Annotated in this window: 22 protein-coding genes and 1 tRNA gene; 10 read left to right on the top strand and 13 right to left on the bottom strand. The window is 71.7% G+C overall.

Features of this window, described 5'->3' with window-relative positions; genetic code table 11:
• Positions 1 to 42: 42 nt before the first annotated feature.
• Complete coding sequence (glgX, locus tag ACLBX9_RS32090; RefSeq protein WP_010687035.1) at positions 43 to 2,169, bottom strand: glycogen debranching protein GlgX; 2,127 nt, start codon at positions 2,167 to 2,169, stop codon at positions 43 to 45.
• 66 nt (positions 2,170 to 2,235) lie between these two features.
• Positions 2,236 to 3,660, bottom strand: coding sequence for an alpha,alpha-trehalose-phosphate synthase (UDP-forming) (locus ACLBX9_RS32085; RefSeq protein ID WP_039894761.1), 1,425 nt, complete (start codon positions 3,658 to 3,660; stop codon positions 2,236 to 2,238).
• 532 nt (positions 3,661 to 4,192) lie between these two features.
• Here ACLBX9_RS32085 and ACLBX9_RS32080 point away from each other — a divergent pair.
• From ACLBX9_RS32080 to ACLBX9_RS32065, 4 genes are all read left to right on the top strand, one after another.
• Positions 4,193 to 4,726 carry a hypothetical protein gene (locus tag ACLBX9_RS32080; protein WP_010687032.1) on the top strand — a complete coding sequence of 178 codons (534 nt, stop codon included), beginning with the start codon at positions 4,193 to 4,195 and terminating at the stop codon, positions 4,724 to 4,726.
• Between the two features lie 4 nt (positions 4,727 to 4,730).
• A complete protein-coding gene (locus tag ACLBX9_RS32075; protein WP_010687031.1) occupies positions 4,731 to 5,156 on the top strand; it encodes a phage holin family protein in 426 nt (141 codons plus the stop codon).
• A 5-nt stretch (positions 5,157 to 5,161) separates the two neighbouring features.
• On the top strand, positions 5,162 to 5,533 hold the full coding sequence (locus tag ACLBX9_RS32070; protein ID WP_447721741.1) for a DUF3618 domain-containing protein: 372 nt from the start codon (positions 5,162 to 5,164) through the stop codon (positions 5,531 to 5,533).
• A 102-nt stretch (positions 5,534 to 5,635) separates the two neighbouring features.
• Complete coding sequence (locus ACLBX9_RS32065) at positions 5,636 to 6,430, top strand: hypothetical protein (RefSeq protein WP_447721740.1); 795 nt, start codon at positions 5,636 to 5,638, stop codon at positions 6,428 to 6,430.
• Between the two features lie 185 nt (positions 6,431 to 6,615).
• On the opposite strand, the gene ACLBX9_RS32060 is transcribed toward ACLBX9_RS32065, so the two are convergent.
• Complete coding sequence (locus ACLBX9_RS32060; RefSeq protein WP_447721739.1) at positions 6,616 to 8,145, bottom strand: malonate--CoA ligase; 1,530 nt, start codon at positions 8,143 to 8,145, stop codon at positions 6,616 to 6,618.
• 74 nt (positions 8,146 to 8,219) lie between these two features.
• Positions 8,220 to 8,717: a monooxygenase family protein gene (locus tag ACLBX9_RS32055; protein WP_447721738.1), complete on the bottom strand. Its 498-nt coding sequence runs from the start codon at positions 8,715 to 8,717 to the stop codon at positions 8,220 to 8,222.
• A gap of 45 nt (positions 8,718 to 8,762) precedes the next feature.
• On the opposite strand from ACLBX9_RS32055, the gene ACLBX9_RS32050 reads away from it, so the two are divergent.
• Entirely contained in the window at positions 8,763 to 9,350 is a 588-nt protein-coding gene (locus ACLBX9_RS32050; protein ID WP_447721737.1) for a TetR/AcrR family transcriptional regulator, read from the top strand.
• 113 nt (positions 9,351 to 9,463) lie between these two features.
• Here ACLBX9_RS32050 and ACLBX9_RS32045 read toward each other — a convergent pair whose 3' ends face one another.
• Positions 9,464 to 10,873, bottom strand: a complete 1,410-nt coding sequence (locus tag ACLBX9_RS32045; protein WP_447721736.1) for a malonyl-CoA decarboxylase — start codon at positions 10,871 to 10,873, stop codon at positions 9,464 to 9,466.
• Positions 10,874 to 11,130: 257 nt separating this feature from the next.
• A complete protein-coding gene (locus ACLBX9_RS32040; protein WP_010687024.1) occupies positions 11,131 to 11,322 on the bottom strand; it encodes a hypothetical protein in 192 nt (63 codons plus the stop codon).
• 355 nt (positions 11,323 to 11,677) lie between these two features.
• Between ACLBX9_RS32040 and ACLBX9_RS32035 the strand changes: the two genes are divergently transcribed.
• Complete coding sequence (locus ACLBX9_RS32035) at positions 11,678 to 12,853, top strand: MFS transporter (protein ID WP_039894739.1); 1,176 nt, start codon at positions 11,678 to 11,680, stop codon at positions 12,851 to 12,853.
• On the opposite strand, the gene cobD is transcribed toward ACLBX9_RS32035, so the two are convergent.
• Positions 12,846 to 13,865 (bottom strand): threonine-phosphate decarboxylase CobD, encoded by a 1,020-nt coding sequence (gene cobD / locus ACLBX9_RS32030; RefSeq protein WP_447721735.1) that lies wholly within the window; start codon positions 13,863 to 13,865, stop codon positions 12,846 to 12,848. The genes ACLBX9_RS32035 and cobD overlap by 8 nt on opposite strands.
• Here cobD and cbiB point away from each other — a divergent pair.
• On the top strand, positions 13,857 to 14,852 hold the full coding sequence (gene cbiB, locus ACLBX9_RS32025; RefSeq protein WP_039894737.1) for an adenosylcobinamide-phosphate synthase CbiB: 996 nt from the start codon (positions 13,857 to 13,859) through the stop codon (positions 14,850 to 14,852). The genes cobD and cbiB overlap by 9 nt on opposite strands.
• A 77-nt stretch (positions 14,853 to 14,929) precedes the next feature.
• Positions 14,930 to 15,844, top strand: a complete 915-nt coding sequence (locus ACLBX9_RS32020) for an NAD(P)-dependent oxidoreductase (protein ID WP_447721734.1) — start codon at positions 14,930 to 14,932, stop codon at positions 15,842 to 15,844.
• 142 nt (positions 15,845 to 15,986) lie between these two features.
• Here ACLBX9_RS32020 and ACLBX9_RS32015 read toward each other — a convergent pair whose 3' ends face one another.
• The 5 genes from ACLBX9_RS32015 to cobU all read right to left on the bottom strand — a co-directional run bounded on the left by ACLBX9_RS32015 (position 15,987) and on the right by cobU (position 20,297).
• Positions 15,987 to 16,163 carry a hypothetical protein gene (locus ACLBX9_RS32015; protein ID WP_010687019.1) on the bottom strand — a complete coding sequence of 59 codons (177 nt, stop codon included), beginning with the start codon at positions 16,161 to 16,163 and terminating at the stop codon, positions 15,987 to 15,989.
• Positions 16,164 to 16,264: 101 nt separating this feature from the next.
• Entirely contained in the window at positions 16,265 to 17,611 is a 1,347-nt protein-coding gene (locus ACLBX9_RS32010) for an MFS transporter (RefSeq protein ID WP_010687018.1), read from the bottom strand.
• Positions 17,612 to 17,689: 78 nt separating this feature from the next.
• A complete protein-coding gene (locus ACLBX9_RS32005) occupies positions 17,690 to 19,132 on the bottom strand; it encodes a cobyric acid synthase (RefSeq protein ID WP_447721733.1) in 1,443 nt (480 codons plus the stop codon).
• 23 nt (positions 19,133 to 19,155) lie between these two features.
• Positions 19,156 to 19,758: a cob(I)yrinic acid a,c-diamide adenosyltransferase gene (cobO, locus tag ACLBX9_RS32000; protein ID WP_447721732.1), complete on the bottom strand. Its 603-nt coding sequence runs from the start codon at positions 19,756 to 19,758 to the stop codon at positions 19,156 to 19,158.
• Positions 19,755 to 20,297 (bottom strand): bifunctional adenosylcobinamide kinase/adenosylcobinamide-phosphate guanylyltransferase, encoded by a 543-nt coding sequence (cobU, locus tag ACLBX9_RS31995; RefSeq protein ID WP_191991858.1) that lies wholly within the window; start codon positions 20,295 to 20,297, stop codon positions 19,755 to 19,757. The genes cobO and cobU overlap by 4 nt, the downstream gene beginning before the upstream one ends.
• A 106-nt stretch (positions 20,298 to 20,403) precedes the next feature.
• Here cobU and ACLBX9_RS31990 point away from each other — a divergent pair.
• Positions 20,404 to 20,479, top strand: a tRNA-Glu gene (locus ACLBX9_RS31990).
• A gap of 221 nt (positions 20,480 to 20,700) precedes the next feature.
• The gene (locus ACLBX9_RS31985) at positions 20,701 to 21,303 is read left to right on the top strand and encodes a sigma factor (protein WP_447721731.1); all 603 of its coding nucleotides are present in this window, start codon (positions 20,701 to 20,703) and stop codon (positions 21,301 to 21,303) included.
• 264 nt (positions 21,304 to 21,567) lie between these two features.
• On the opposite strand, the gene ACLBX9_RS31980 is transcribed toward ACLBX9_RS31985, so the two are convergent.
• Positions 21,568 to 23,436, bottom strand: coding sequence for a hypothetical protein (locus ACLBX9_RS31980; protein WP_447721730.1), 1,869 nt, complete (start codon positions 23,434 to 23,436; stop codon positions 21,568 to 21,570).
• Between the last annotated feature and the right edge of the window lie 165 nt (positions 23,437 to 23,601).

Genomic DNA, 23,601 nt, shown 5'->3' with positions numbered 1-23,601 from the left:
TGGGGCGGTCACCGATCTCATCCTCGAACGGTTTTGCCCCTGTCACCCCGGCACCCACCCGCCCCGGCTCCCGTTCTCCGTCCCGGCCGCCGTCAGCACCAGGACCGTGCGGCCGGGCAGCGGCACCGCGGCTCCCGCTTCGTAGGATGCGGCGTCCGGCGGAAGCGCGCCCTCCGGCGCGCCGGTGTCGAAGACCGGCCTCCACGGTCCGCCCACCACCGGGACGAGGCGGAACGTGACGGCCCCCTCTCCGGCGTTGAACAGCATCAGCAGGCGGTCGCCCGGCCCGCCGTCGTTGCCGATCTGCATGCCGAAGACCTGGAGCCCGTCATCGGACCAGTGGCGCACCTCCATCTCGGTGCCCTCGGGTGCCAGCCAGTGCACGTCGCGCAGGGGCTCGTCCGGATCGATCAGCGCGCCGGTGAAGAAGCGCCGCCGGCACAGGGCCGGCTGGGCGTGGCGCAGGGCCAGCAGGTTGGCCACGAACCCCGTGAGCGCGGGGTCGGGATCGACGCTCCAGTCCATCCAGCTCGTCGGATTGTCCTGGGCGTAGGCGTTGTTGTTGCCGCCCTGGCTGCGGGAGCGCTCGTCGCCCATCAGCAGCATCGGCACGCCCTGGGCCAGAATCACGGTGGCCAGCATGTTGCGCTTCTGCCGGGCACGGACCGCCAGGATGGCCGCATCGTCGGTGTCGCCCTCGACGCCGTAGTTGCGGCTGACGTTGTGGTTATGGCCGTCGCGGTTGTCCTCGCCGTTGGCCGCGTTGTGCTTTTCCTCGTACGCCACCGTGTCGGCGAGCGTGTAGCCGTCGTGGCTCGCGATGAAGTTGACGCTGGCCAGCGGCGAGCGCCCGGAGGGCGCGAACACCTCCCGCGAGCCGGTCAGCCCCTGCGTGACCTTGGCGAGCGTGCCGGAATCGCCCTTCCAGAAGCCGCGCGTCGCGTCGCGGAACTTGTCGTTCCACTCGCTCCAGCCGCGGGGATAGCCGCCGAGCTGGTAGCCCCCCTCCCCGATGTCCCAGGGCTCGGCCACCATCTTGACCCGGGCCAGCACCGGGTCCTGCGCCACCGCCTGGAAGAACGCCGCCCGCGCGCTGAAGGCCAGCGGCGCGCGCCCGAGGCTGGAGGCGAGGTCGAAGCGGAAGCCGGCGATCCCGTAGGCGGTCACCCAGTGGCGCAGGGAATCCAGCACCAGCTGCATCACCCGCGGGTGGCTCACGTCGAAGGTGTTGCCGCAGCCGGTGCAGTCGATGGTGCGGCGCGGGTCGGCGGTGTCGAGCTTGTAGTAGCTGGCGTTGTCGATGCCGCGGAACGACAGGGTCGGGCCGGTATGGTCGCCCTCGGCGGTGTGGTTGTAGACCACGTCGAGCCAGGTCTCGATTCCGGCGGCGTTCAGCTCCCGGATCGCCGCCTTAAGGCTGCCGAGGCCCCCCTCCCCCAGGTAGCGCGGGTCCGGGGCGAAGTAGCCGACGGGTTGATACCCCCAGAAGTTGACGAGGCCCCGCTCCACCAGGAAGCGGTCATCCGCGAAGGCCTGGATCGGCAGGAGTTCCAGGGCGGTCACGCCGAGCTTCACGAGGTGGTCGATGATCGCCGGGTGGGCGAGCGCCGCGTAGGTGCCGCGCTCCGCCTCGGGGATGTCGGGATGGGTGCGGGTCAGCGCCTTGACGTGGGCCTCGTACACCACCGTCTCGGCGAGCGGCCGGCGCACCGGCGTGAGGGCGAGGTCGGGCACCTCGGGGGCGGTGACCACGCATTTCGGCATGTAGACCGCGCTGTCGCGCCGGTCGATCCGGTCCTCCCGCCGGCTCTCGCCGCCCCGCCGGTGCCCGTAGAGCGCGTCGTGCCAGCGGATCCGGCCGCGGATCTCCCGGGCGTAGGGATCGAGCACCAGCTTCGAGGGGTTGAAGCGGTGCCCGGCGGCCGGGTCCCAGGGCCCGTGCACCCGGTAGCCGTAGAGCTGCCCCGGCAGGACCCCGCGCAGATAGCCGTGCCAGACGTCGTCGGTCCGGCACGGCAGCCGGACCGTGCGGGTCTCGTGCCGCTCGCCCGGCTCGAACAGGCAGATGTCGACCGCGGTGGCGTGCTCGGAGAACAGGGCGAAGTTGACGCCGCGCCCGTCGAAATGCGCGCCGAGCGGCGCCGGCACCCCGTCGTCGACGGCGATCATGCGGGGCGTCCGGTCTCGAAGGGGGGCGCGGATGGGGAGGCGCGGGAGGTCAGCGGACGGAGCCGGCTATTCGGCCGCCGCCGCCGTCGTGGTCGGGGGCTCACGCTCGACCGTGCGGAAATTCTCCAGCTCCGCCAGGAAGTTGCGCGCCCACCAGTCGACGTCCTCGCGGGTCATGCGCTCGACCATCGGCTTCCAGCGCGCCAGCCGCTCCGCCTTCGGCATGTAGAGCGCGGCCCGGATCGCCTCCGCCACCTCGAACTTGTCGTAGGGGTTGATCAGCAGCGCCTCGGGCAGCTGCCGGGCGGCGCCGGCGAATTTCGACAGGACCAGCACGCCCGGATCGTCCTCAGCCTGCGCGACCACGTATTCCTTGGCGACGAGGTTCATGCCGTCGCGCATCGGCGTGACGAGCCCGACCCGGGCCGCCCGGTACAGGCCGGCGAGCACGGGGCGCGGATAAGCCTTGGTGATGTACTGGATCGGCGTCCAAGCGGGGTCGCCGAGCGACCCGTTGATCTCGCCGACCTTCTCGTTCACCTCGCGGGCGAGTTGCTCATATTCCGGAACCTCGCTGCGGGATTTGGGCGTGATCTGGATGTAGGTGACGTTGCCGCGCTGGTCTGGGTTCGAGGCGAAGAAGCTCTCCACCGCCTCCATCCGCTCGGGCACGCCCTTCGAGTAGTCGAGCCGGTCGACGCCGATCAGCAGCTTGCGGGTGCGCAGGCCCGCCATGGTCTCGCGCACGACCTTGTTGGCGTTGGCCTTCTCGGCGGCCTCCTTGAAGCCCGCCACGTCGATGCCGATCGGGAAGGCGCGGATCCGGGTGCGGCGGCCGTCGACCATCAGCGAGCCGCCGCCCAGCGGGATCGCCCGCTGGGTATCGACGAGGTTGCGCTGCAGGTTCTGGACGTCGGCCTCGGTCTGCAGGCCGATCAGGTCGTAGTCGACGATGGCGCGCAGCAGTTCGGTGCTGGCCGGCAGCGAGTTGAACACGTCGGCGGCGGGCCAGGGGATGTGGTGGAAGTAGCCGATCGGGTTGTCGAGCCCGAGGCCGCGCAGCTCGGCCGCCAGCGGCAGCAGGTGATAGTCGTGAACCCAGATGATGTCGTCGGGCTCCACCAGCTTGGCGAGGGCGCGGGCGAAGGTCCGGTTCACGCGGCTGTAGCCGGCATAGTCCGAGCGCGAGAACGCGCCGAGACCGAGCCGGTAATGCATGATCGGCCACAGGGCCCGATTCGCGAAGCCGGCGTAGTACTCCAGGTGGTCCTGCGGCGAGAGGTCGACGACGGCGTACTGGACCCGGCCCCGGTCGATCAGCGTCGGCTCCTCGGAGGGCTCCTCCGTGATCGTGCCGCTCCAGCCGAACCACAATCCCTCGTAGGCCGTGAAGGCCTCCTTGACCGCGACGGCCAGGCCGCCCGCCGCCACCGCCTTGCCGCCCTCTTCCGGGACGGCGACGCGGTTCGATACGATCACAAGGCGTGCCACGCGGGTCGGCTCCGGATCAGGGGCGCGGGTCGAGTCGGGATCTCGCCGCGCCTGCATCGGGACATCAACTATATGTCAGAACGCGCGGGGGTCCTGCGCGATCCTTTGTTGTTTCTTAGGGCAACCCGAGTGGGCAGCCCAAGTTGGGGCAACCCAAGCGTGAAGCCGGGCGCGGGTCAAGTCGAGGCGGCGCCCTGCCAGGACAGGGCGATCGCTCCGTTCCCGCGCTGCGTCACGCGCCCCGGCCGCCGGAGGGTACTGGCCGGCGATTTCGGGCGCGTTGTGCAAGCGTGGCGGTTCTGCCAGACAGTGTCTGAACGCAGACTGAGCGTCGCATGAGCGCCGCCTGAGCGCCGCGCCGAGGTGGAGCCGGGTGCAGGCATCCGAGAAAGAAACCCAGGCAGCGCGCAGCCCGCGCCGGCAGCGCAAACGGTGCCGGAACCGGTGAGTGCCCAATCGGTTACTCAGCCATCGCGGGGGCCGCGGTCGCCGCAAGCGGCGCCCACCCTGCGTCGCGAGGAGTGTTTTCGACATGGCCGGCAACGAGTTCCCGCAGGACGCACCCAAGGACCCGCTCGCGGATCCGCTCCACGAGACCTCGCATCAGGCGTCGCACGGGGCCGCGGACGAGCGCGCCCAGTGGCGCGCCCTGCAGGGCGATGTCGAGGGGCTGGCCGATGTGGCGGCCGAGCGCGGGCGGGGGCTCATCGACGCGGCGCGCCTGCAGGCGCAGAGCTATGTCGAGCAGCGCAAGAGCGACGCGGCGCAGTCGGTCCACGACCTCGCCCAGACGATCCGCAATTCCGGCCGCGACCTCGGCGACAAGCCGAACGTGCGCGCCTTCTTCGACAGCGCCGCCGACGGCCTGGAGCAGCTCGGCACCTCGATCGAGCGACGCAGCCTCGGCGACTTCTACAGCGAGGCCGAGTCCTTCGCGCGCCGCGCGCCGGTGGCGGTGGCGGTGGGCACCTTCGTGGCCGGCCTGATCGCCGCCCGCTTCATCAAGTCGTCGAGCTTGCCGCCCGAGGCGCCGGACGGCGACGCCCGCGACAGCTTCCGGGCCTGACGCCATGGCCCAGGGTCCTGATCCCCGCCAGGCGGGCGCCGCCAACGGCGCCTCCAGCATCCAGAGCCTGATCGGCGACGCTCTCCGGGAGACCAACGAGCTCGCCCGCAAGGAGATCGCGCTGTTCCGGGCCGAGATGGCCGGCAACCTCCGCCAGCTCATCGTCGGGCTCGCCTGCATGGTCGGCTCGGCGGTGTTCGCCGTGGTCGCCCTGCTGGTCCTGATCGGTGCCTTCGTGAAGTGGCTCGCCACGATCGTCGGCTCCGAGTGGCTCTCGGCCCTGATCGTCGGCGGCGTGCTGCTGGTCCTCGCCCTCGGGATGGCCCTGTGGGCGCGCAGCGTCCTCTCCCTCTCCACCCTGGCCCCGACGCGCACCACGCGCCAGGTCCGCCAGGATGCCCAGGCCCTGTCGGAGCGCGTGTCCGGATGAGTACGATGAACGACCTCGAGAAGGAGATCGAGGAGAGCCGCGCCCGGCTCGACGACACGATCGACCGCATCCAGGGCCGGCTCTCGGTGCCGAACCTCGTGGACGAGATGCTGGGCAATGCCCGGCGGGTGCCGGCCCTGAATACAACCTACGACAGCGCCCTGGAGGCGGTGCGCCGCAATCCCGTGCCGGTGCTGCTGATCGCGGCGGGCGTCGGACTGCTGTTCAACCGGATGGCGAAGGACGCCCAGCGTCGGCGCACCGAGGTCTCGGCCGCGCGCGTGCCCACCCTGAACACCGGCGCGGCCCGCGGCTACGACCCCGATCTTCCGACGGTTCGCCCGGTCCGCGATCCGCTGGACAAGGCCGAGATCTGACGTCCGGGCGAGGCCGGGACGAAACTTTCACGCGCCCGGCCTGGAGCCGGGCAGACCGGCGCCGAAGGCGGGCCGCCGGGACCGACATCCGAGGACAGCGTCATGACCGACAAGCCCGGCAGCTCTACCCCTTCCAGCACCCCCGAGAAGCTCGCCGCCGAGGCGGGGATGCCGCACGGCGCCGGCGACCGGAGCCTGCGGCCGGATCCGGCTGGCCTCGGCGATCCAGGCGCGCCCGGCACGGCCGCGGGCGACTTCACCCTTCGGCCCGATCCGCGCGGCCTGCACGACCCGCTCCGGCCCGGCGCGGCGACGGGCTCGCACGATGCACCGCATGATGCCGCTTCTGCCGCGAAGGACGGCGTCCGGGCGGCGGGCGACCGCGCCGCCGACCTCGCCGGGCAGGCGCGCCGGACCGTGTCGGACCTCGCCGACGACATCAACGACCGCCTCGGCGGCGCGGCCGACCAGGCGCGCGACCGCGCCTCCGCGGCCTACGACGACGCCCGCGAGCGGGCGGGCGCCCTGCATCGCCGCAACATGCGGGCGCTCGACGACCTGACGAGCCAGGGCATCGACGGGCTGCACCGCGGCCGTACCGCCGTCGAGCGCTTCGTGGACGACAACCCGCTCCTCGTCGGCGTGGTCGGCGTGGCCGCGGGCCTGCTCCTCGGGGCGCTGCTGCCGCGCACCCGCCAGGAGGACCGCAGCATCGGCCCCTGGGCCGACGAGGTCCGCGATCAGGGCCTGCGCTACGCCCGCGAGGTGACCAATATCGGCCGTGAGTTCGTCCAGACCGCCCTGGATCCGGACAACCTCAATGCCGCCGCCCGCAAGGTGGTGGATCCGGACGGCCACAAGCCGCCAGAGGGGGAGCGGACGCAGCATAATCTCTGATCCGGATTTCGGTTCAGGCGCGTCACGCCCACACCGTCATCACGAGCGGAGCGAAGTGACCCAGGGTCGCGCCACGTCCGGAAGCGTGGCGCCGCGCTGGATCGCTTCGCGCCGCTCGCAAGGACGGTGCGGCTTCGATCCCCGGTTCGGTACCCTTTTACCGATGGACCGACCGGGAACCTGAATCAGTCCCGGTACAGCCCCGCATGCGCCTCCCGGAGCAGGTTCTTCTGAACCTTGCCCATGGTGTTGCGCGGCAGCTCGTCCACGAACAGGACGCGCTTGGGGCATTTGAACCGCGCCAGACGTCCCTCCAGGGCGGCCTGCACGCCGGCCTCGTCGGGGCAGCCCGGCCCGCCCACCACCACGGCGGTGACCGCCTCGCCGAAATCCGGGTGCGCCAGCCCGATCACGGCGGATTCGACCACGCCCGGCAACGCGTCGATCTCGGTCTCGACTTCCTTTGGGTAGACGTTGAAGCCACCCGAGATGATCAGGTCCTTGCCCCGCCCGACGATGTGGACGTAGCCCCGGGCATCGACCTTGCCGAGGTCGCCGGTGATGAAGAACCCGTCCGCGCGGAACTCGGCCGCGGTCTTCTCGGCCATCCGCCAGTAGCCCTGGAACACGTTCGGGCCCTTCACCTCGATCATGCCGACCGCATCGGGCCCGAGCATCGCGCCCCCCTCCGGATCGACCACCCGCAGCGACACCCCCGGCAGCGGGAAGCCCACCGTGCCGGCGACCCGGTCGCCGTCGTAGGGGTTCGAGGTGCTCATGTTGGTCTCGGTCATGCCGTAGCGCTCGAGGATGGCGTGACCGGTGCGGGCCTGCCATTCGCGATGCGTCTCGGCGAGCAGCGGCGCCGAGCCCGACACGAACAGGCGCATGCCTCGGGCCGCCTCCGGCGTGAGGCCCGGCTCCTTGAGCAGGCGGGTGTAGAAGGTCGGCACACCCATCATCACGGTCGCCCGGGGCATCAGGCTCAGGATCAGCTTCGGATCGAGCCTGGGCAGGAACAGCATGGAGCCGCCGCTCGCCAGCACCGTGTTGGTCGCCACGAACAGGCCGTGGGTGTGGAACACCGGCAGGGCGTGGATCAGCACGTCGTCGGCGGTGAAGCGCCAATACTCCACCAGCGTCCGGGCGTTCGATGCGAGGTTGTCGTGGGTCAGCATGGCGCCCTTGGAGCGCCCGGTCGTGCCCGACGTGTAGAGGATCGCCGCGAGATCCTCCGGACCCCGGGGGACATCGGCGAAGGCGGCGCCCGCCTCCCCGACCCGGTCCGCCGCCCGGTTTGCGGCTTCCGCGGCGCTGCCGCCGCCCGACCCGTCGAGGGTCCAGATCTGGCGGACCTTCGCGGCGACCTCCGCCAGCGCGTCGCGCCGGCCCGGATCGCAGACGAACACGGTGGGCTCCGCGTCGCCCAGGAAGTAGCCGATCTCCGCCGGGGTGTAGGCGGTGTTGAGCGGCAGGAACACGGCGCCGGCCCGGACCGCGCCGAGATACAGGAAGATGACCTCGGGGCTCTTCTCGACCTGCACGGCCACCCGGTCGCCCGGCTGGACGCCCGCCGCCTGCAGGGCCGCCGCGTAGGCGCCGGAGCGGGCGATCAGGTCCGCGTAAGCGTAGCGGCGCCCGTCGGGCGTCTCGATCACGGTCTTGGCGGGATCGCGGACGCCGTCACGGATCAGGGAGAAGAGGTGGTTCGTCATCGTGAGCTTGAGCTATCACGGGCTGTGTGTCCCGCGCACCCATAGCCGCCCGAATACCCTCTCGGCGAGCCCTTTCAGGCGGCCAGCCGCTGCCGCGAGGACAGGAAGGCGCCTTCGGGCGCGCGTTCTGGTGCGAACAGCCCGAGTCCGGTGGGCGCGGGCATCCCGACATAGATCGCCTCGACCCCGCCCCGGCTATAGGCCTCGTGCCAGAAGCCGGAGCCCTTGGAATCCCGGGAGAAATCCCGCCACCATGTGCGGTGCGGCTCTGAGCGGGTGAAGTGTTCGAGGCTCTCGAGGTCCCGCCAGTACTGTCGCAGGCCGACATGGCTCAGCCCGAAGAACAGGTTCTCGTGCGCGAGCAGCCCGTCCGGCCGGCTCTGCACCGAGGCGGCGATGCCGCGCCCGAGCCCCATCAGGGCGAGCAGGCCGCGCCAGCGCGTCACGCGGAAGCCGAGATAGACGACGACGAGGTCGGGATAGGCGGACAGGTCCACCGAGCGGCGGGCGGGGGCGGCTTGCCGGGTGGCATGCCGGATGGATTGCCGAGACGATGGCTGAGTGGCTTGCACGGCGCGGCCTCCTGCGCTTTGCTTACGGTGTAAACTTGGCGCGTGATGCTTACGGTGTCAACATTGGATCCGGAGAAAAGCTATCATCACGGTGACCTGCGCGCGGCCCTGGTCGCGGCGGCCCTGGACCTGCTCGAGGCGGGTGGCGAGGCGGCGCTCTCGTTGCGGGCGGCGGCGCGCGCCTGCGGGGTGTCGGCGATGGCGCCCTACCGGCATTTTCCCGGCAAAGACGATCTCCTCGAAGCGGTGGCCGCCCGGGGGTTCGAGGATCTCGCCGCGGAGCTGGAGACGGCCGATAGCGCCGCGTCGGGCAGCGAGGCCCTGGCCGCGCAGGGGGCGGCCTACGTGGCCTTCGCCCGACGACGCCCGGCCCTGTTCCGGCTGATGTTCATGCGACCTTGTCGGAAGCCGGGCGCGTCGCGGGCCTACGGAATCCTGGAGCGACGGGCAGCCGCCCTCGCCGGCCCGGGCATGCCCGCCGCCGACCTGACGCTCGCTGCGTGGTCGCTGGTGCACGGGCTCGCAGCGCTGATCCTCGACGGCCGGGTGCCCCTGGAAGGCGAGGCCGCGGAGGCCGCCGCCCGGCGCATCACCCTGGCCTTCGCCACCCGGTTGAACGCGAAGCTCTCATGATCCAGCCATGAACCGTCTCTGCGCGCAGCGAGGCGATCCGGCCGGTGCCGCGCTCACCGAGGTCGCGCGCACCCGGCTTGCTTCGCTGCGCTCGCAAGGACGGGGTTCCGGTCCTACGCCTCGGCGAGCACCACGGCCCGGGGCGGCGGCAGCTTGGCGCGCAGCTCCCGGGTCACCGCTGGGGCCGCCACCACGGTTCCGAGATTAGCGTAGGTCTCGTGATTCCGCTCGATGGCGGCGAGGTCGTACAGGTAGTTGACCATCAGGCCGTGGGACTGCGCCAGCCCTTTCTTCGAGGTGTCGCCCAGGAAGTTGATCCGGTCGAGGCGCGCGCCGTTGCCGAGGTGGAACCGGGCCACCGGGTCGAGGGGGCGCCCGCGCTCGTTCTTGGCGCGCAGGAAGTAGGCGGCCGCCGCCGGGATCAGCGCCCGCCGCACGGTCTCGGCGCGGGCCTTGTCGGCGGCCCAGTCCGGATCGTCCAGTGCCCGCAGGGTCTCGACATCCTCGGGCAGGAGGCCCTGCGGGCTGTCAGCCCGTCGCTCCCGAGCGAGCCACGCGGCGAAGCCCGGCACCGGCGAGAGCGTCACGAAGGTCTTGAGCGTTGGAATCTCGCGGGTGAGATCCTCGACCACCTGCTTGATCAGGAAGTTGCCGAAGGTGACGCCGGCGAGCCCCTTCTGGCAGTTCGAGATCGAGTAGAAGATCGCCGTGGTGGCCGCCTGCGGCTGCAGGGGCTTGCGCGCCTGTGACAGGATCGGGGCGATCGCCGGCGCGATCTGGTCGGTGAGCGCCACCTCCACGAAGATCAGCGGCTCGTCGGCGAGCGCCGGGTGGAAGAACGCGAAGCAGCGCCGGTCCGGCGGCTCGATCCGGGCGCGCAGGTCGTCCCAGTCGGCGATGGCGTGCACCGCCTCGTAGCGGATGATCTTTTCCAGGATGTGGGCCGGCGTGGTCCAGTCGATGTGGCGCAGCACCAGGAAGCCGCGGTTGAACCACGAGGCGAACAGGTGCTCGAAGTCGCAGTCGAGGCTGTCGACCGCGTCGAGCAGGGCGGGCTCGGCCGGGTCGCCGCCCCGGAGCGTCCGCCGCAGGTCGAGCAGGTCCTCGCGCATCCGCACGAGGCTGAGCGTGCCGCCGCGGGCGAGGTTGAGGCGCCGGATCAACTCCTGGCTGCGCGGCTCGGCGGCCTCGTGCAGGCTGCCCAAGCGGGCGCGGGACGGATCGGCGCGGTAGGCGGCGATCGCCTCGTCGACGGCGGCATGGTCGGCGTCGAAGTCGAGGGCGATGGCCCGCAGGAAGGCGTGGCGCTCCGCTTGGCCGAAGCTGGCGTAGCGGTCGAGGATCAGGCGGGCCAGCGCCACGCCGGAGGCCTCGCCGCGCCGGGAGATCAGGTCCTCGCACAGCTTGACGAGGTCTCCGGCGCTCGCCCGGGACGCGATATCGCCGCGGGCGATCCCGATCAGGTCGCGGCCGCGCTCGCTAATGGTCTGAAGCAGGTCGCCGAAGAAGGAGATCGCCGCCATGACCTTCGCACTGACCCCGCCGGACCGGACTTGGCGCGCTTCCGGGCCCCCGACGCCGGCTCGTCGGTCGGGCGCGCGCAGGGCCGGGAGCCATCGTTCCCGCCGCGGGGATGGATCTCGCTCCCGATCCTGCCGTCACTCTACGGCGGCGCGGCCGCTGCGACCAGAGCTTGGCCGGTCCCGGATGACGGCTCCCAGCCTGCGGTCGTGGCGCGAAGGTTGTGTGACGGCCGGCTCCGGGTCGGACCAGCGTCGGGTCAGAGCCGCTCGGCCACGGTGGCGAGATCGGCCCGCTCCCGCCAGTCGCCGACGCCGTGCTGGCGGGCGAAGCGGAGCTCGGCCGCACGGCGGGCGCGTCCGGAATCCCGGGCCCGGGTGATCTCGACGGACCCGACCGTGAAAGGAACCCCGAGGATCTCCTTGGCGAAGTCGACGCGGTAGTTCGGCATCCCGTACTCCCTGCTGTGGCGGTTCCGGACGTGTCCGCACGGAACGAAACCGCCCTCTCGTTCGTAATCCGGTGCGGAAGCCTACCGGCCTTGAGGTCCGGATTCTGTGCCTTACGGCACCCGCGCGTGCACCACGCGTGTGCCGGCGGCGCGGACATTGTCGATTGCATATGGTGCGCTGCCGGCTCCGGTGAAGGGCCTGCGGCGTGATGGCGGGTGCCGGCAGGGATGCAGCGCCGCCGCTTGCCGTGCGGCGCGCTCTCCCCGTATCGCTCCGGCCGGATCTTCACCCCGCACCCACGGACCCGACCATGGCCCTCCCGCGGCGGCGCGTCTGCCTGCCCCCGACCCAGCCGTGACCGCCAGCCTCGACGCGAAGGCCAGACTCGGCCTGACGCTGATCGCCGGCGGGGCCGTGGCCAACATCTACTACAACCAGCCCCTGCTCGGCCTGATCGTCGCCGAGTTCGGCGACCGCGCCGCCCTGTGGGTGCCGACCACGGCGCTGGTCGGCTACGGGCTCGGCATCGTCGGACTCGTGCCGCTCGGCGACGCGCTGCCGCGCCGCGCCCTGATCGTGGGGCAGTGCCTCGGCCTCGCCCTGGCCTTGCTCGCCGTGGGCCTCGCCCCGAACCTCGCGAGCCTCGCGCTGGCCCATCTGGTGGTCGGCGTGCTGTCGTGCGCGGCGCAGCAGGCGGTGCCGTTCGCGGCCGAGCTCGCACCCGACGCGAGCCGCGGGCGGATCGTCGGTCAGGTCATGACCGGGCTCCTGACCGGCATCCTGCTCGCCCGGACGGCGAGCGGGTTCCTGGGCGCCCATCTCGGCTGGCGGCCGGTCTTCCTCGTCGCGTCCGTCCTGGCGCTCGCCATGGCGGGCATCGCGCGGGCCACCCTGCCGCACACGGTGCAAACGCATCCCCTGCGCTACCGCGCCCTGATGCTGTCGATCCTGCATCTCGCGCGCACGCAGCCGGTCCTGCGCACGGCGAGCCTGTCGCAGGCGCTGCTGTTCGCGGGCTTCAACGCCTTCTGGGCGACGCTGGCGCTGCTGGTGGAGGGTCCGCCCTTCGGGCTCTCCGCCGCCGGGGCGGGCCTGTTCGGGGTGATCGGCGTCTGCGGCGCCTTCGTGGCCCCCATCTCGGGCCGCTTCACCGACCGGCGGGGGGCCAAGCCCGTCGTGCTCGGCGGCAGCCTGATGGTCGCCCTGTCGTTCGGGATCCTGTGGGCCGGGGGCACGTGGTCGCTCGTCGCGGTGGCGCTCGGGGTGCTGCTCATCGACATCGGCATGAACGGCGCGCTCATCGCCAACCAGACCCGGGCCTACGCGCTGGTTCCGGGGGCGCGGGGCCGCATCAACACCGTGCTGTTCACGACCCTGTTCGTGTTCGGGGCACTCGGCGCCTATGCCGGCTCGCAGGCCTTCCTGCTGGTCGGCTGGCCGGGCGTCTGCGCGGTGGGGCTCGCCTTCTCGGCGCTGGCCGTGATCGTGGCGGCCCGCGACCCGCATCCGCCGGGTGTGCGGTCTACCTGAGAACCCGAGACAGCCGGCACCACGCCGCCTTCCCCGCCGGCAGGCCGAAGCGCAGACGCTCCGGGCGCTCCGCGAAGCGGCGCACCGCGATCCCCGCCGCCGCGAGCCGCCGGTAGAGATCCGGCCCATCCGAAAAATCGGCGGTCCGGAACAGGCTGGTGCCGCCGACGATCCGGCCGCCGCCCCGCACGATCATCCGGTCGAGGCGGCCCGCGTCCGCCGCCCGGGCGCGGGCCGCCTCCGCGCGCCAGCCCGCATCCGACAGGGCCGCGCACCCGATCGCCAGGGCCGGGCCCGACACTGCCCAGGGCCCGAGGGCCTCGGCGAGCCGCATTGCCGTACCGGGATCCGCGACCGCGAAGCCGAGGCGCAGGCCGGCGAGCCCGTAGGTCTTGCCGAAGGAGCGCAGGACCACGAGGCCGGGGGCCACATGCTGGCACAGGCTCGCCACCGGCTCCAGATCCGCGAAGGCCTCGTCGGCCACCAGCAGGCCACCGCGGGCCTGCAGGGCCTCGGCCAGGGCGCGGCGCGCGGCGAGCGGAAACGTCCGCCCGTCCGGGTTGTTGGGATCGACGATCACCGCTACCCGGGCGTCGCCGAGGGCGTCGACGCTCGGAACCTCCGCCACCGCGTGCCCGGCCCGGGCCCAGGCGGCGGCGTGCTCGGCATAGGTGGGCCCGAGGACCGCCACCCGGGTCGGCGCCAGGAGCCGGGGCAGGGCCTCGATCAGGATCTGCGTGCCGGGGGCAGGCACCACATGGGCCGCGTCCGGTGCCCCGTAGGCCAGGGCGGCCGCCTCCCGGAGGGCCCGGACCTCGGCGGCCTCGGGCAGCCGCGTCCAGGCGCTGGCCTCCACGGGCGGCACGGGATACGGGACCGGGTTGATCCCCGTCGAGAGGTCGAGCCAGGGTTTTGGCGCATCGGGAAAGGCTTCTCGGAGCCCGCCCAGATCGCCGCCATGGGCGATCGCGGCGGGCTCCCGCGCGGAAAAACTCCACACCGAATGGTCCATCTGCCCGGTACGTTCGCCGACACGCTCGCCGTCCTCATCCTCGCCCTTGGGATCGAGGCGGTGGCCGGCTATCCGGACGCGCTCTACAGGGCCCTCGGCCATCCTGTCACCTGGATCGGCCGGCTCATCGCCGCCCTGGAGCGCGGCCTCAACCGCGGCTCGCCGCGCCGTCGCCGCCGCGCGGGCTGCCTCGCGCTGGCGCTGCTGCTCGCCGCCGTGGGCGCGGGCGCCTGGATCCTCGCCGCGCTCGCGGGACTCACCGGTCCCCTCCCCGCCCTCCTGCTCCTCGGCCTGCTCTGCGCGAGCCTGCCGGCGCAGCGCAGCCTGCACGACCACGTCGCCGCGGTGGAGACGGCCCTGCGGACCGGCGGCCTGGAGGCGGGGCGCCGGGCGGTGTCGATGATCGTCGGGCGCGACCCCGAGCGCCTCGACGAACCGGCGGTCTGCCGCGCCGCCATCGAGAGTCTTTCCGAAAACTTCTCCGACGGGATCGTGGCGCCGGCCTTCTGGATCGGCGGCCTCGGTCTCCCGGGCGGCGCGCTCTACAAGGCGATCAACACCGCCGACAGCATGATCGGCCACCGCAGCCCGCGCTACGAAGACTTCGGCTGGGCGGCGGCCCGGCTCGACGACGGCGTGAACCTGCCGGCCTCCCGGCTCGCGGGCCTGCTGATCGCCGGGGCGGCGGCCCTGCGCGGTGCGGATGCGCGCGGTGCGCTCCGGGCGATGGTTCGGGACGCGCGCCGCCACCGCTCGCCCAATGCCGGCTGGCCGGAAGCCGCCATGGCGGGGGCGCTCGGACTCCGGCTCGCCGGTCCGCGGGTCTACGACGGCACTCTCGTCCCGGACGCCCATATGGGCGACGGCCGGGCCGAGGCCACGGCGGACGACATCGCCCGGGCGCTGACGCTCTACCGCACGGCCTGCTGGCTCCAGGGCGGGCTGGTCCTCGCTCTCCTCGTCCTCTGTCTGGCCCTGGCCGACTGAACCGCGCCGTCAAAGCCAGGGCTTGGCAGGCCTCCGCTCCGGACGCATCGTGGGCGACCGGGACAGGAAGGAAGCCGATGCGCGCGGTGTTCGTGGATGCGAGCGAAACCCTGGCGGCAGTGGCGAGGCGCCTGCTGCGCCCGGACGATCCGCCCTTCGCCATCCACCCGGATCCGGCCATCGCCCCGGAGGACCTGCCGGGAATCCTGGCCGGGGCCGAGATCGCGGTGATCGACCACACCGCCCTCCCCCTCGCCGTGGCCCGCGCCTGCGAAGGGCTGAAGCACGTGGTGTTCCTCGGCACCGGCGCGCGCAGCTACATGGACCCGGAGGCGCTCGCGGCCGAACGCGGCGTCACGGTCCACACGATCAAGGGCTACGGCGACACGGCGGTCGCCGAATGCGCCTTCGCGCTGATGTGGGCGGCCGCCCGGGGCCTGCCCGAGATGGACCGGGCCATGCGCGCCGGGACATGGCTGCGCCGGGAGGCGATCCAGCTCACCGGCAAGACCGTCGGCCTCGTGGGCTTCGGCGGGATCGCGGCCGAGTTGGCGCGGCTCTGCGGAGGCATCGGCATGCGGGTGCTCGCCTGGAATCGCACGCCGAAGGCGCATCCGGGCGTCACCTTCGTGCCCCTGGACCAGCTGCTCGCCGAGAGCGACGTGGTCTCGCTCCACCTGCTCCTCACCGACGAGACCCGCGGCTTCCTCTCCGCCGCGCGCATCGCCGCGATGAAGCCCGGCGTCCTCCTGGTCAACACCGCCCGGGGCGCGGTGATCGACGAGGACGCCCTGGTGGCGGCCCTGCGCCGTGGGCACGTGGCGCAAGCCGGGCTCGACGTGTTCACGGTCGAGCCCCTGCCGGCGGATCACCCGCTGGCCGGCCTGCCGAACGTCACCCTCTCGGCGCATTCCGCGTTCCGCACGCCCGAGGCCAGCGACAACCTGATCGGCGCCGCCCTCGACCATTGCCGGCGGATCGCCGCCGACTGAGGGCGGTCGAATCAGGGTCTCGAAAGGCCGAGACCTTTCGCGGGTCCAGGGCAGAGCCCTGGGGTCCGCTAGGGCTCTGCCCTGACAACCCACCAAAGGGCTGAAGCCGTTTGGAAACCCAAGATCCGGGTCAAGCGGGCGCTCAGTGCTCGGTGCCCTGCATGTTCGGCCGGGGCTCACCGCCGTGGTGGTGGATGACGCTGGAGCGCTCCGGGCTCCCCTTCGCGTCGGCGACCTGCTTCCGGGCCGCGGCGGCCAGGAACCAGATGCCGCCGAGTGTGCCGAAGGCGAGGATCATCAGCGGGAATCCCTGGCTCATCGCGGTACCCTCCTCGACGATGGCCCGCGGGCCTGCGGGTTTGCATCATCGTGCCGGTCCGTCCGGCTTGAGGAAGGATAACGCACGAAGCCGGCCCCCGTTCAGGCCGGTCGCACCACCGCCGGGGCAGCCCGCTTCGCGGCGTCCCGACGCAGGACGGACAGCACCACGAACATCAGGCCGGCGCCCACAGCGAGGCAGGCCGACAGGAACAGCATCGGCACGAGGTCGCTCTTGGTCTGGTCGCGGATGAAGGGCACGGCGTTCTGGGCGACGAAGCCGCCGAGATTGCCCACCGAGTTGATCGCCGCGATCCCGGCGGCCGCCGTGGCGCCGCGCAGGAAGGTCCCCGGCACCGACCAGAAGACCGGTTGCGCCGAGAAGGTCCCGGCCGCCGCCACGCACAGGCAGGCGAACTTCACCGCGTTGCCCGGCAGGATCACGGAGAGCGCCAGGCCGGCCGCGCCGACCAGCGCTGGCCCGACCACGTGCCACGTGAGCGCGGTGCCCTGCGCGCCGGTGCGGGCCGCGTGGCGCGGGACCCACCACAGGGCGAAGGCCGTCGCCATCCAGGGGATGATGTTGAGGAAGCCGTTGGTGAGGTTCGAGACGCCGAATCCCTTCACCACGGTGGGGAGCCAGTAGCCGAGCCCGTAGGCGGCGAGCGGCAGGGAAATGTAGACGCCGGCGAGCATCAGCACCCGCCGGTCGAGGAGCGCGGCGAACGGGTTGCTGTGATCGACATGGCCGCCCTCCTCCCGCTCGGCCCGGAGCGTGCGGGCGAGCCAGTCGCGCTGGGCCTGCGACAGCCAAGGGGCGCTCTCGGGCCCGTCGGGGAGGACCACCAGCACCACCGCGGCCATGAGGATCGCCGGCGCGCCGGTGGCCAGGAACACCCACTGCCAGCCCTGAAGGCCGAGGAGCCCGTCGAGTCCGAGCAGAGCCCCGCCCACAGCGGCGCCGACCGCGTTGGCGATCGCGCTGGCGATCATGAACCAGCCGATCATCCGCGCCCGGTGTGCCTGCGGGAACCAGAGGGTCAGCGCGAACAGCACGCCGGGGAAGAAGCCGGCCTCGGCGGCGCCGAGCAGGAAGCGCAGCACGTAGAACATCGCCGTGCCCTGCGTGAAGCCGAGGAGCACCGTGACGATCCCCCAGGTGATCATGATCCGGGCGAACCAGAGCCGCGCTCCGACCCGCTCGAGGAAGACGTTGGCCGGCACCTCGAACAGGAAGTAGCCGAGGAAGAACAGCGACGCCCCGAGCCCGTAGGCGGTCTCGCTGAGGCCCAGGCTGCCGACCATCTCCAGCTTGGCGTAGGAGACGTTCTGCCGGTCGATATAGGCGATCAGGTAGAGCAGGCCGAGGAGCGGCATCAGCCGCAGCGTCACCGTGCGGACGGTGCTCTCGGCGAGATCCCCCTCGACGGGCGATTGCGTGGGCGGCATGGAGCGTTCCTCCGAGCGCGTGCGGCCCTTCGTGGCGGGACCGGCAGGACAGGGAGGAATTCCTGGCGCGGCGCCGGCCTATCGGGCAAGCGCCAGGAGACGGTCGCAGTCGACATGAGCCGCGATGTGTCGCGCGAGTCCGTCCAGCGCCGCCTCGACCCCGGCCTCGTAGCCCGCGCCGTCCGACGCCGCCCCGAGGCGCGCGAGCCACGCCGCCCGCTGGGCATCCTGCGCGAACAGGCCGTGGACGTAGGTCCCGGCCACGCGCCCGTCCGCCGAGACCGCGCCGTCCAGGCGCCCGTCGGCGAGCCGCAGCAGCGGTCGGGCCGCGTCGGGGCCGTCCGTCGCGCCGATATGCATCTCGTAGCCGGCGAACGGCACGCCGTCCGGCAGGCTCGTGCCGGTGACGGCGGCGAGGCGCTTGTCCGGCGTCATCACGGTGTCGACGGCGAGGAGACCGAGGCCCGGCACCGTCCGGGGCGCCCCCTCGATCCCGTGCGGGTCGGCGAGGCTTTGTCCGAGCATCTGGTAGCCGCCGCAGAGCCCGAGCACGCGCCCGCCCCGGCGGACATGGGCGCGCAGGTCGATGTCCCAGCCCTGTTCGCGGAACGCCTCCAGGTCGTCGATCGTGGTCTTGGAGCCCGGCAGGAGCACCAGGGCGGCCGCGGCGGGGATCGGTGTGCCGGGCCGAACCAGAACGACGGAGATTCCGGGCTCCGCCCGCAGCGGGTCGAGGTCGTCGAAATTGGCGATGCGCGGCAGCACCGGCACCGCCACCGTGACGGCCCCGTTCTCGCGCGGCCCGGAGCCCGCCAGTCCCAGCACGTCCTCGGCCGGCAGGCGCGCGGCGTCGGGGAAGTGCGGCACGAGGCCGAGCGCCGCCCAGCCGGTGTGCTCGGCGATCAGCCGCAGACCGTCGGCGAACAGGCTCGGATCGCCGCGGAACCGGTTGACGATGAAGCCGGCGACCAGCGCGGAATCCTCCGGCGCGATCACCGCCCTGGTGCCGACGAGGCTGGCGATCACCCCGCCCCGGTCGATGTCGCCCACCAGCACCACCGGCGTGTCGGTGGCCCGGGCGAAGCCCATATTGGCGATGTCGCCCGCGCGCAGGTTCACCTCGGAGGCCGAGCCCGCGCCCTCCACGAGCACCAGATCGGCCTCCGCGGCGAGGCGGTCGAAGCTGTCGAGGACGGCGGACAGGAGCCGGGGCTTCCAGGCCTGGTAGTCGCGCGCCTTCACGGTGGCGACCATCCGGCCCTGCACCACCACCTGGGAGCCGACCTCGCTCTGTGGCTTCAGCAGCACGGGGTTCATGTGGACCGAGGGCGCCACCCGGGCGGCCCGGGCCTGGAGTGCCTGCGCCCGGCCGATCTCGCCGCCGTCCGCGGTGACGGCGGCGTTGTTCGACATGTTCTGCGGCTTGAACGGCCGCACCCGCAAGCCCCGCTCCGTGAAGGCGCGCGCCAGCCCCGCCACGAGCAGCGACTTGCCGACATCGGAGCCGGTGCCCTGGATCATCAGGGCCTTCGCCCGCGGCGCGCTCAGAACTCGATTCCTTCCTGCGCCTTCACGCCGGCGGCGAAGTGATGCTTGACGCTGCCCATCTCGGTGACGAGGTCGGCGGCCTCGATCAGGGCCGGCTTGGCGTTGCGGCCGGTGACGACCACGTTCAGGTCCGGCCGCCGCGCGCGGAGCGCGGCCAGGACCGCGTCGAGGTCGATGTAGTCGTAGCGCAGCGCGATGTTCAGCTCGTCGAGGACGAGCAGGCGGATCGTGGAATCAGCCATCAAGCCCTCGGCGACGTCCCAGGCGTGGCGGCAGGCGGCGATGTCCCGGGCCTTGTCCTGCGTCTCCCAGGTGAATCCCTCCCCGAGGGTATGCCACACGACCCGGTCGCCGAAGGCCGCCACGGCGTGGCGCTCGCCCGTGTCCCAGCCGCCCTTGATGAACTGCACCATGCCGACCCGCCAGCCGCGGCCGAGCGCCCGCAGCATCAGCCCCAGAGCCGCCGTGCTCTTTCCCTTGCCGGGGCCGGTATGGACGAGGAGCAGACCCTTCTCGATGGTCTTGCCCGCCACCTCGGCGTCCTGCACGGCCTTGCGCTTCTCCATCTTGGCGCGGTGGCGCGCGGCATCGTCGCTCATGCGGGGGCTCCTGGGGTGAGGGACTGCGGCTTCACGACCAGCGGCAGGCCCGCCACGGTGAGAACGACCCGGTCGGCCCGGGCGGCGAGCCGCTGGTGCAGGCGGCCGGCCTCGTCGCGGAAGCGGCGAGCGAGGGCATTGTCCGGCACGATCCCGAGTCCGACCTCGTTGCCGACCAGGACCAGCGGACCCGGCGCCCGGTCGCAGGCGGCGCTCAGCCGCTCCGCAGCCTCCGCCGGATCAGCCTCCGCCAGGATCAGGTTGGTGAGCCAGAGTGTCAGGCAATCGATCAGGACGGGCCCCTCGGACGCGGCGACCGCCTCCGGCAAGGCCAGCGGCACGTCCCGCGTGCGCCAAAGTCCGGATCGCCGGGCGCGGTGCTGGGCGATGCGGGCCACCATCTCGTCGTCGAAAGCCTGCGCGGTGGCGAGATAGAGCCACGGGCCGGGGCAGGATTCGATCAGCCCCTCGGCGTAGGCGCTCTTGCCGGACCGCGCGCCGCCGAGGACGAGGGTCATGCGGGGAGGAAGCTGTGGCATGTCCCTCCATTGCCTCAACCCGGCCCAGGGTCAAACGTGAGTTCCGCCGCGCATGAGCGGTTGCCGGCTGCCCGCGCTCCGACTATAGAACCCCGGCCCAGCCAGTGCGCCCTTCGTCTAGCGGTCCAGGACGTCGCCCTTTCACGGCGAAAACACGGGTTCGATTCCCGTAGGGCGCGCCAGGGTTTTCAAGACTCGAAGGCGTGTCGCCCGCGTTCGGGGCGGCAACAGCGAACCGTCTGCCCGCGCGGAAGGGTTCACGCCCGAACACGACGTGTCCAGAAATTCGCACGTGCAGCGCTTTTGGAACATGAAAACGCGCCTGCGCCACCAGTCCCGACTCGCTCGCACGGGAAGCATGATCCTCCCTCGGCTGCGCGGACACCCCTGATACGCTCCAGCGATGGCCGCAGCGCGCCGCGGGCGTATGCCTGGATGGCCATACAGCGAACCCTTATTATATATTCGCTGTATGATTTCGCGGGGTGGGATCAGGGTCGAGCACCGCATGCCGTTCCATCCGGACACCCGATCAGGGCAACGCGCCGATGAGTTGGGATCGTCGCCTGACACGAAGGAAAGCGACTGGCCACTTCCGCCGCGGGCGCAGACCTGCATGCCGGAAAGCCGCCCGCGCGGTCAGCCCGCGCAGGTTTCTCGGGGGTCCGCGGGGTCGTCACAGACACCTGACCCGGACCTGTTTCGTGACGACCTTCTTCGATGGCTGCCTGAATTGAGAGGATTTGCAAATTCGATCACGGCGACGGCAACGCAGGCTGAAGATCTCGTCCAAGAGACCCTCCTCCGGGCTTGGCAGGGCCAAGATCACTATCACCTTGGAAGCGACTTGAAGGCATGGGTCTTCGCGATGATGCGGAAAAGCTCCTCCTGTCAGACGCGCAAGGCGGAACGCGAGGTTCCTGACGTCGATCGCCTTCGTGAGCCGCCTCAGGGTAAGCCTGTTCGCGCGTGCACGCTTGGCAGAGCCCCCGATAGGGAGCCTTGACGCTCGCCGAAGTGGAAGGAGGTCTCTCGGGCGCCCCTCCACGCTCTGATACACTTTCTGGTTGATACCCGTGGCTCCGCCGCCTTCGCGCGTGATGACGGCACGGACAAGCCAACCGGTGCCAACCGGTGCGTCCAAACGGAAGCCGTATGCGATGCCACCGTGATCCGGCACAGCGCTCGGGAGGCTGAACGCGGAAAAGCGGTCCTGAAATTTCGGTCAGCCCGGACGCTTTGGTAGTCGTCGCGGGAGTCGACCGCACTTTCAGGAGTGTAGATCGAGGTGGTGCGCGTTCGTGCCGTGATCCGAAAGTCCGATCAGCCCAACGTCGCCATGCGCTCCAGCATCGGCCGGTGTATGGCTCGGTGCCGCAGCAGGCCCGTGCTGCCCATTGGATGAGAACACGATGTTTCCGGTCACGTCGACGTGCGCTGCCGGCGGGTTTGCCGGATTGTGTCCGTCGGCCTGGGGCGTCTGAGTCATCGAGGACGGATGATTGCCGCTCACGGTGGCAGGTGTACCTGGGCCTGGAGGATCAGTCGGCCGACCTGAACTGACTTGCGGCCCGAGATCTGCCGCTGCAGCGCCCTTGGCGTGAGGTGCGCCTTGAGCCTCGGTGCCGGGTTGAGCGTGGCCCGGATCCGCGCCGTTCGTCCCGGCCTGTGGCGGGCTTGGCAAGGCTCCGTTCGCGCCGTCGGCTGCACCGTGACCGACAGCGGCGTGGGCGTCCGATCCGGCCTCCTTGAGCTGCCCCGGCGCTTCGGCGCTCTTGCCGGGCGATCCGCCGGCCGGGGCGGCGTTCAGATCCGCGCCGCTCGCCTCGGCCGGCGATGCGCCTGACTGATGGCCGGCGTTCGCACCGTCGGCTGCACCGTGGCCGACAGCGGCGTGGGCGTCCGATCCGGCCTCCTTGAGCTGCCCCGGCGCTTCGGCGCTCTTGCCGGGCGATCCGCCGGCCGGGGCGGCGTTCAGAGCCGCGCCGCTCGCCTCGGCCGGCGATGCGCCTGACTGATGGCCGGCGTTCGCGCCGTTGGCTGCACCGTGACCGACAGCGCCGGGCCGGTTCTGATCGAGTTCGCTCGTGCCGGAATGATCCGCATCAGCAACGGTGCTCGCGGCATGCGAAGCGCCTTCGTCCAAAATCAGGCCGTCTTTCGCGGTGTGATCCTGTCCTCTGGAGCCATCCTCCCGCTGCGGCGATGCCAATCGGCTCAGAGCGAGCTGCGGCAGTGTGGTGACCCCATCGATCTGCGCTGACGGCATCTCGGAAGCCGAATGCCCGTTAGCCAGCGTTGCGCTCGGGGTCTGGGACGCAGCCTCACCCGTTGTGGCGGGCGAGGGATCCGCCTGTCCCGTGCCTTCGGCGCTGCCCGATGCGTCCGCGCCGGCGTCCGCTCGGGTCTCAGGCGAAGGCGAGGAACCCGCGGCGCGGGTTGTGCCCGCCTCCGCAGCTTGAGCCGAGGCCTGATGCGCGGGCTCCAGGCTCGACTGTGAAGGACCGTGTCCGAGCGTCGGGTTTCCGAGGCCGAGGGCTCTGAGATCAGCATCGCCGGGCTGGGGATGCGCGGTCGCGGCCGCATTCGCCTCCGCAGTCGTGAAACCGGATGTACCGTTCGGCGCGTGGTCGCGTGTGCCGGCGGTGAGCGGAACACCCGCATCCGCGGAGCGTGCCGCCTCGCCTGCCGGCACCGGGGAGCCGCCCTGTTCCCACGCGGCGACACCGTTGCCGCCCTGTGAGCCGTCGGTCAGGCCCGGCGCAGTCCCCGGCTCGACATGGTCGGCGGCGAAGGCATCGGCGGCGAAGACCATTGCCGAGAACACGATGACCCCGAACTGCTTGCGATGGCTGTCGCGCTCATCGGCATCGCCGGCATCTCCGGCGCCGGGCGCTCCCGTGGGGAGCATCTGGCCGGCTTGGTCGGCCGGACCCGGCTCGTTGCCCGAACGCTCCTGGTCAGCCGCGAACGCATCCTGGGGTGACAGGCTCAACGCCGCAGCCGCGACGAGGGCGGCGAGCAGGGCGGCCGGATGGACCGAGAGCTTCGTTCCGTCGGCGCCCTGCGGAATCGGGAGGAGGCCCGGGTAGCGTTGGGCGACTTGATTGATGAGGGCGCGGAAATCGCTGCCCCGCATCGGGCTGTCCAGAACCTCCGAGGCGATGACGTAGCTGCCGTCGATCCTGGCGAAATGCATGATCGCGTCGCCGTCCGGCCGGCAGAAGACGAACCAGGGCTCCGCCTCGTCGCTCAGACCCTGTTCGCTGCCGATCTGCAGGCCGGCCCGGATCAGCGCGGCCTC

It is taken from the genome of Methylobacterium sp. A49B, from assembly GCF_053346215.1.
Note: the sequence above shows the minus strand (reverse complement) of the source record. Positions and strands in the feature narration are given on the sequence as shown.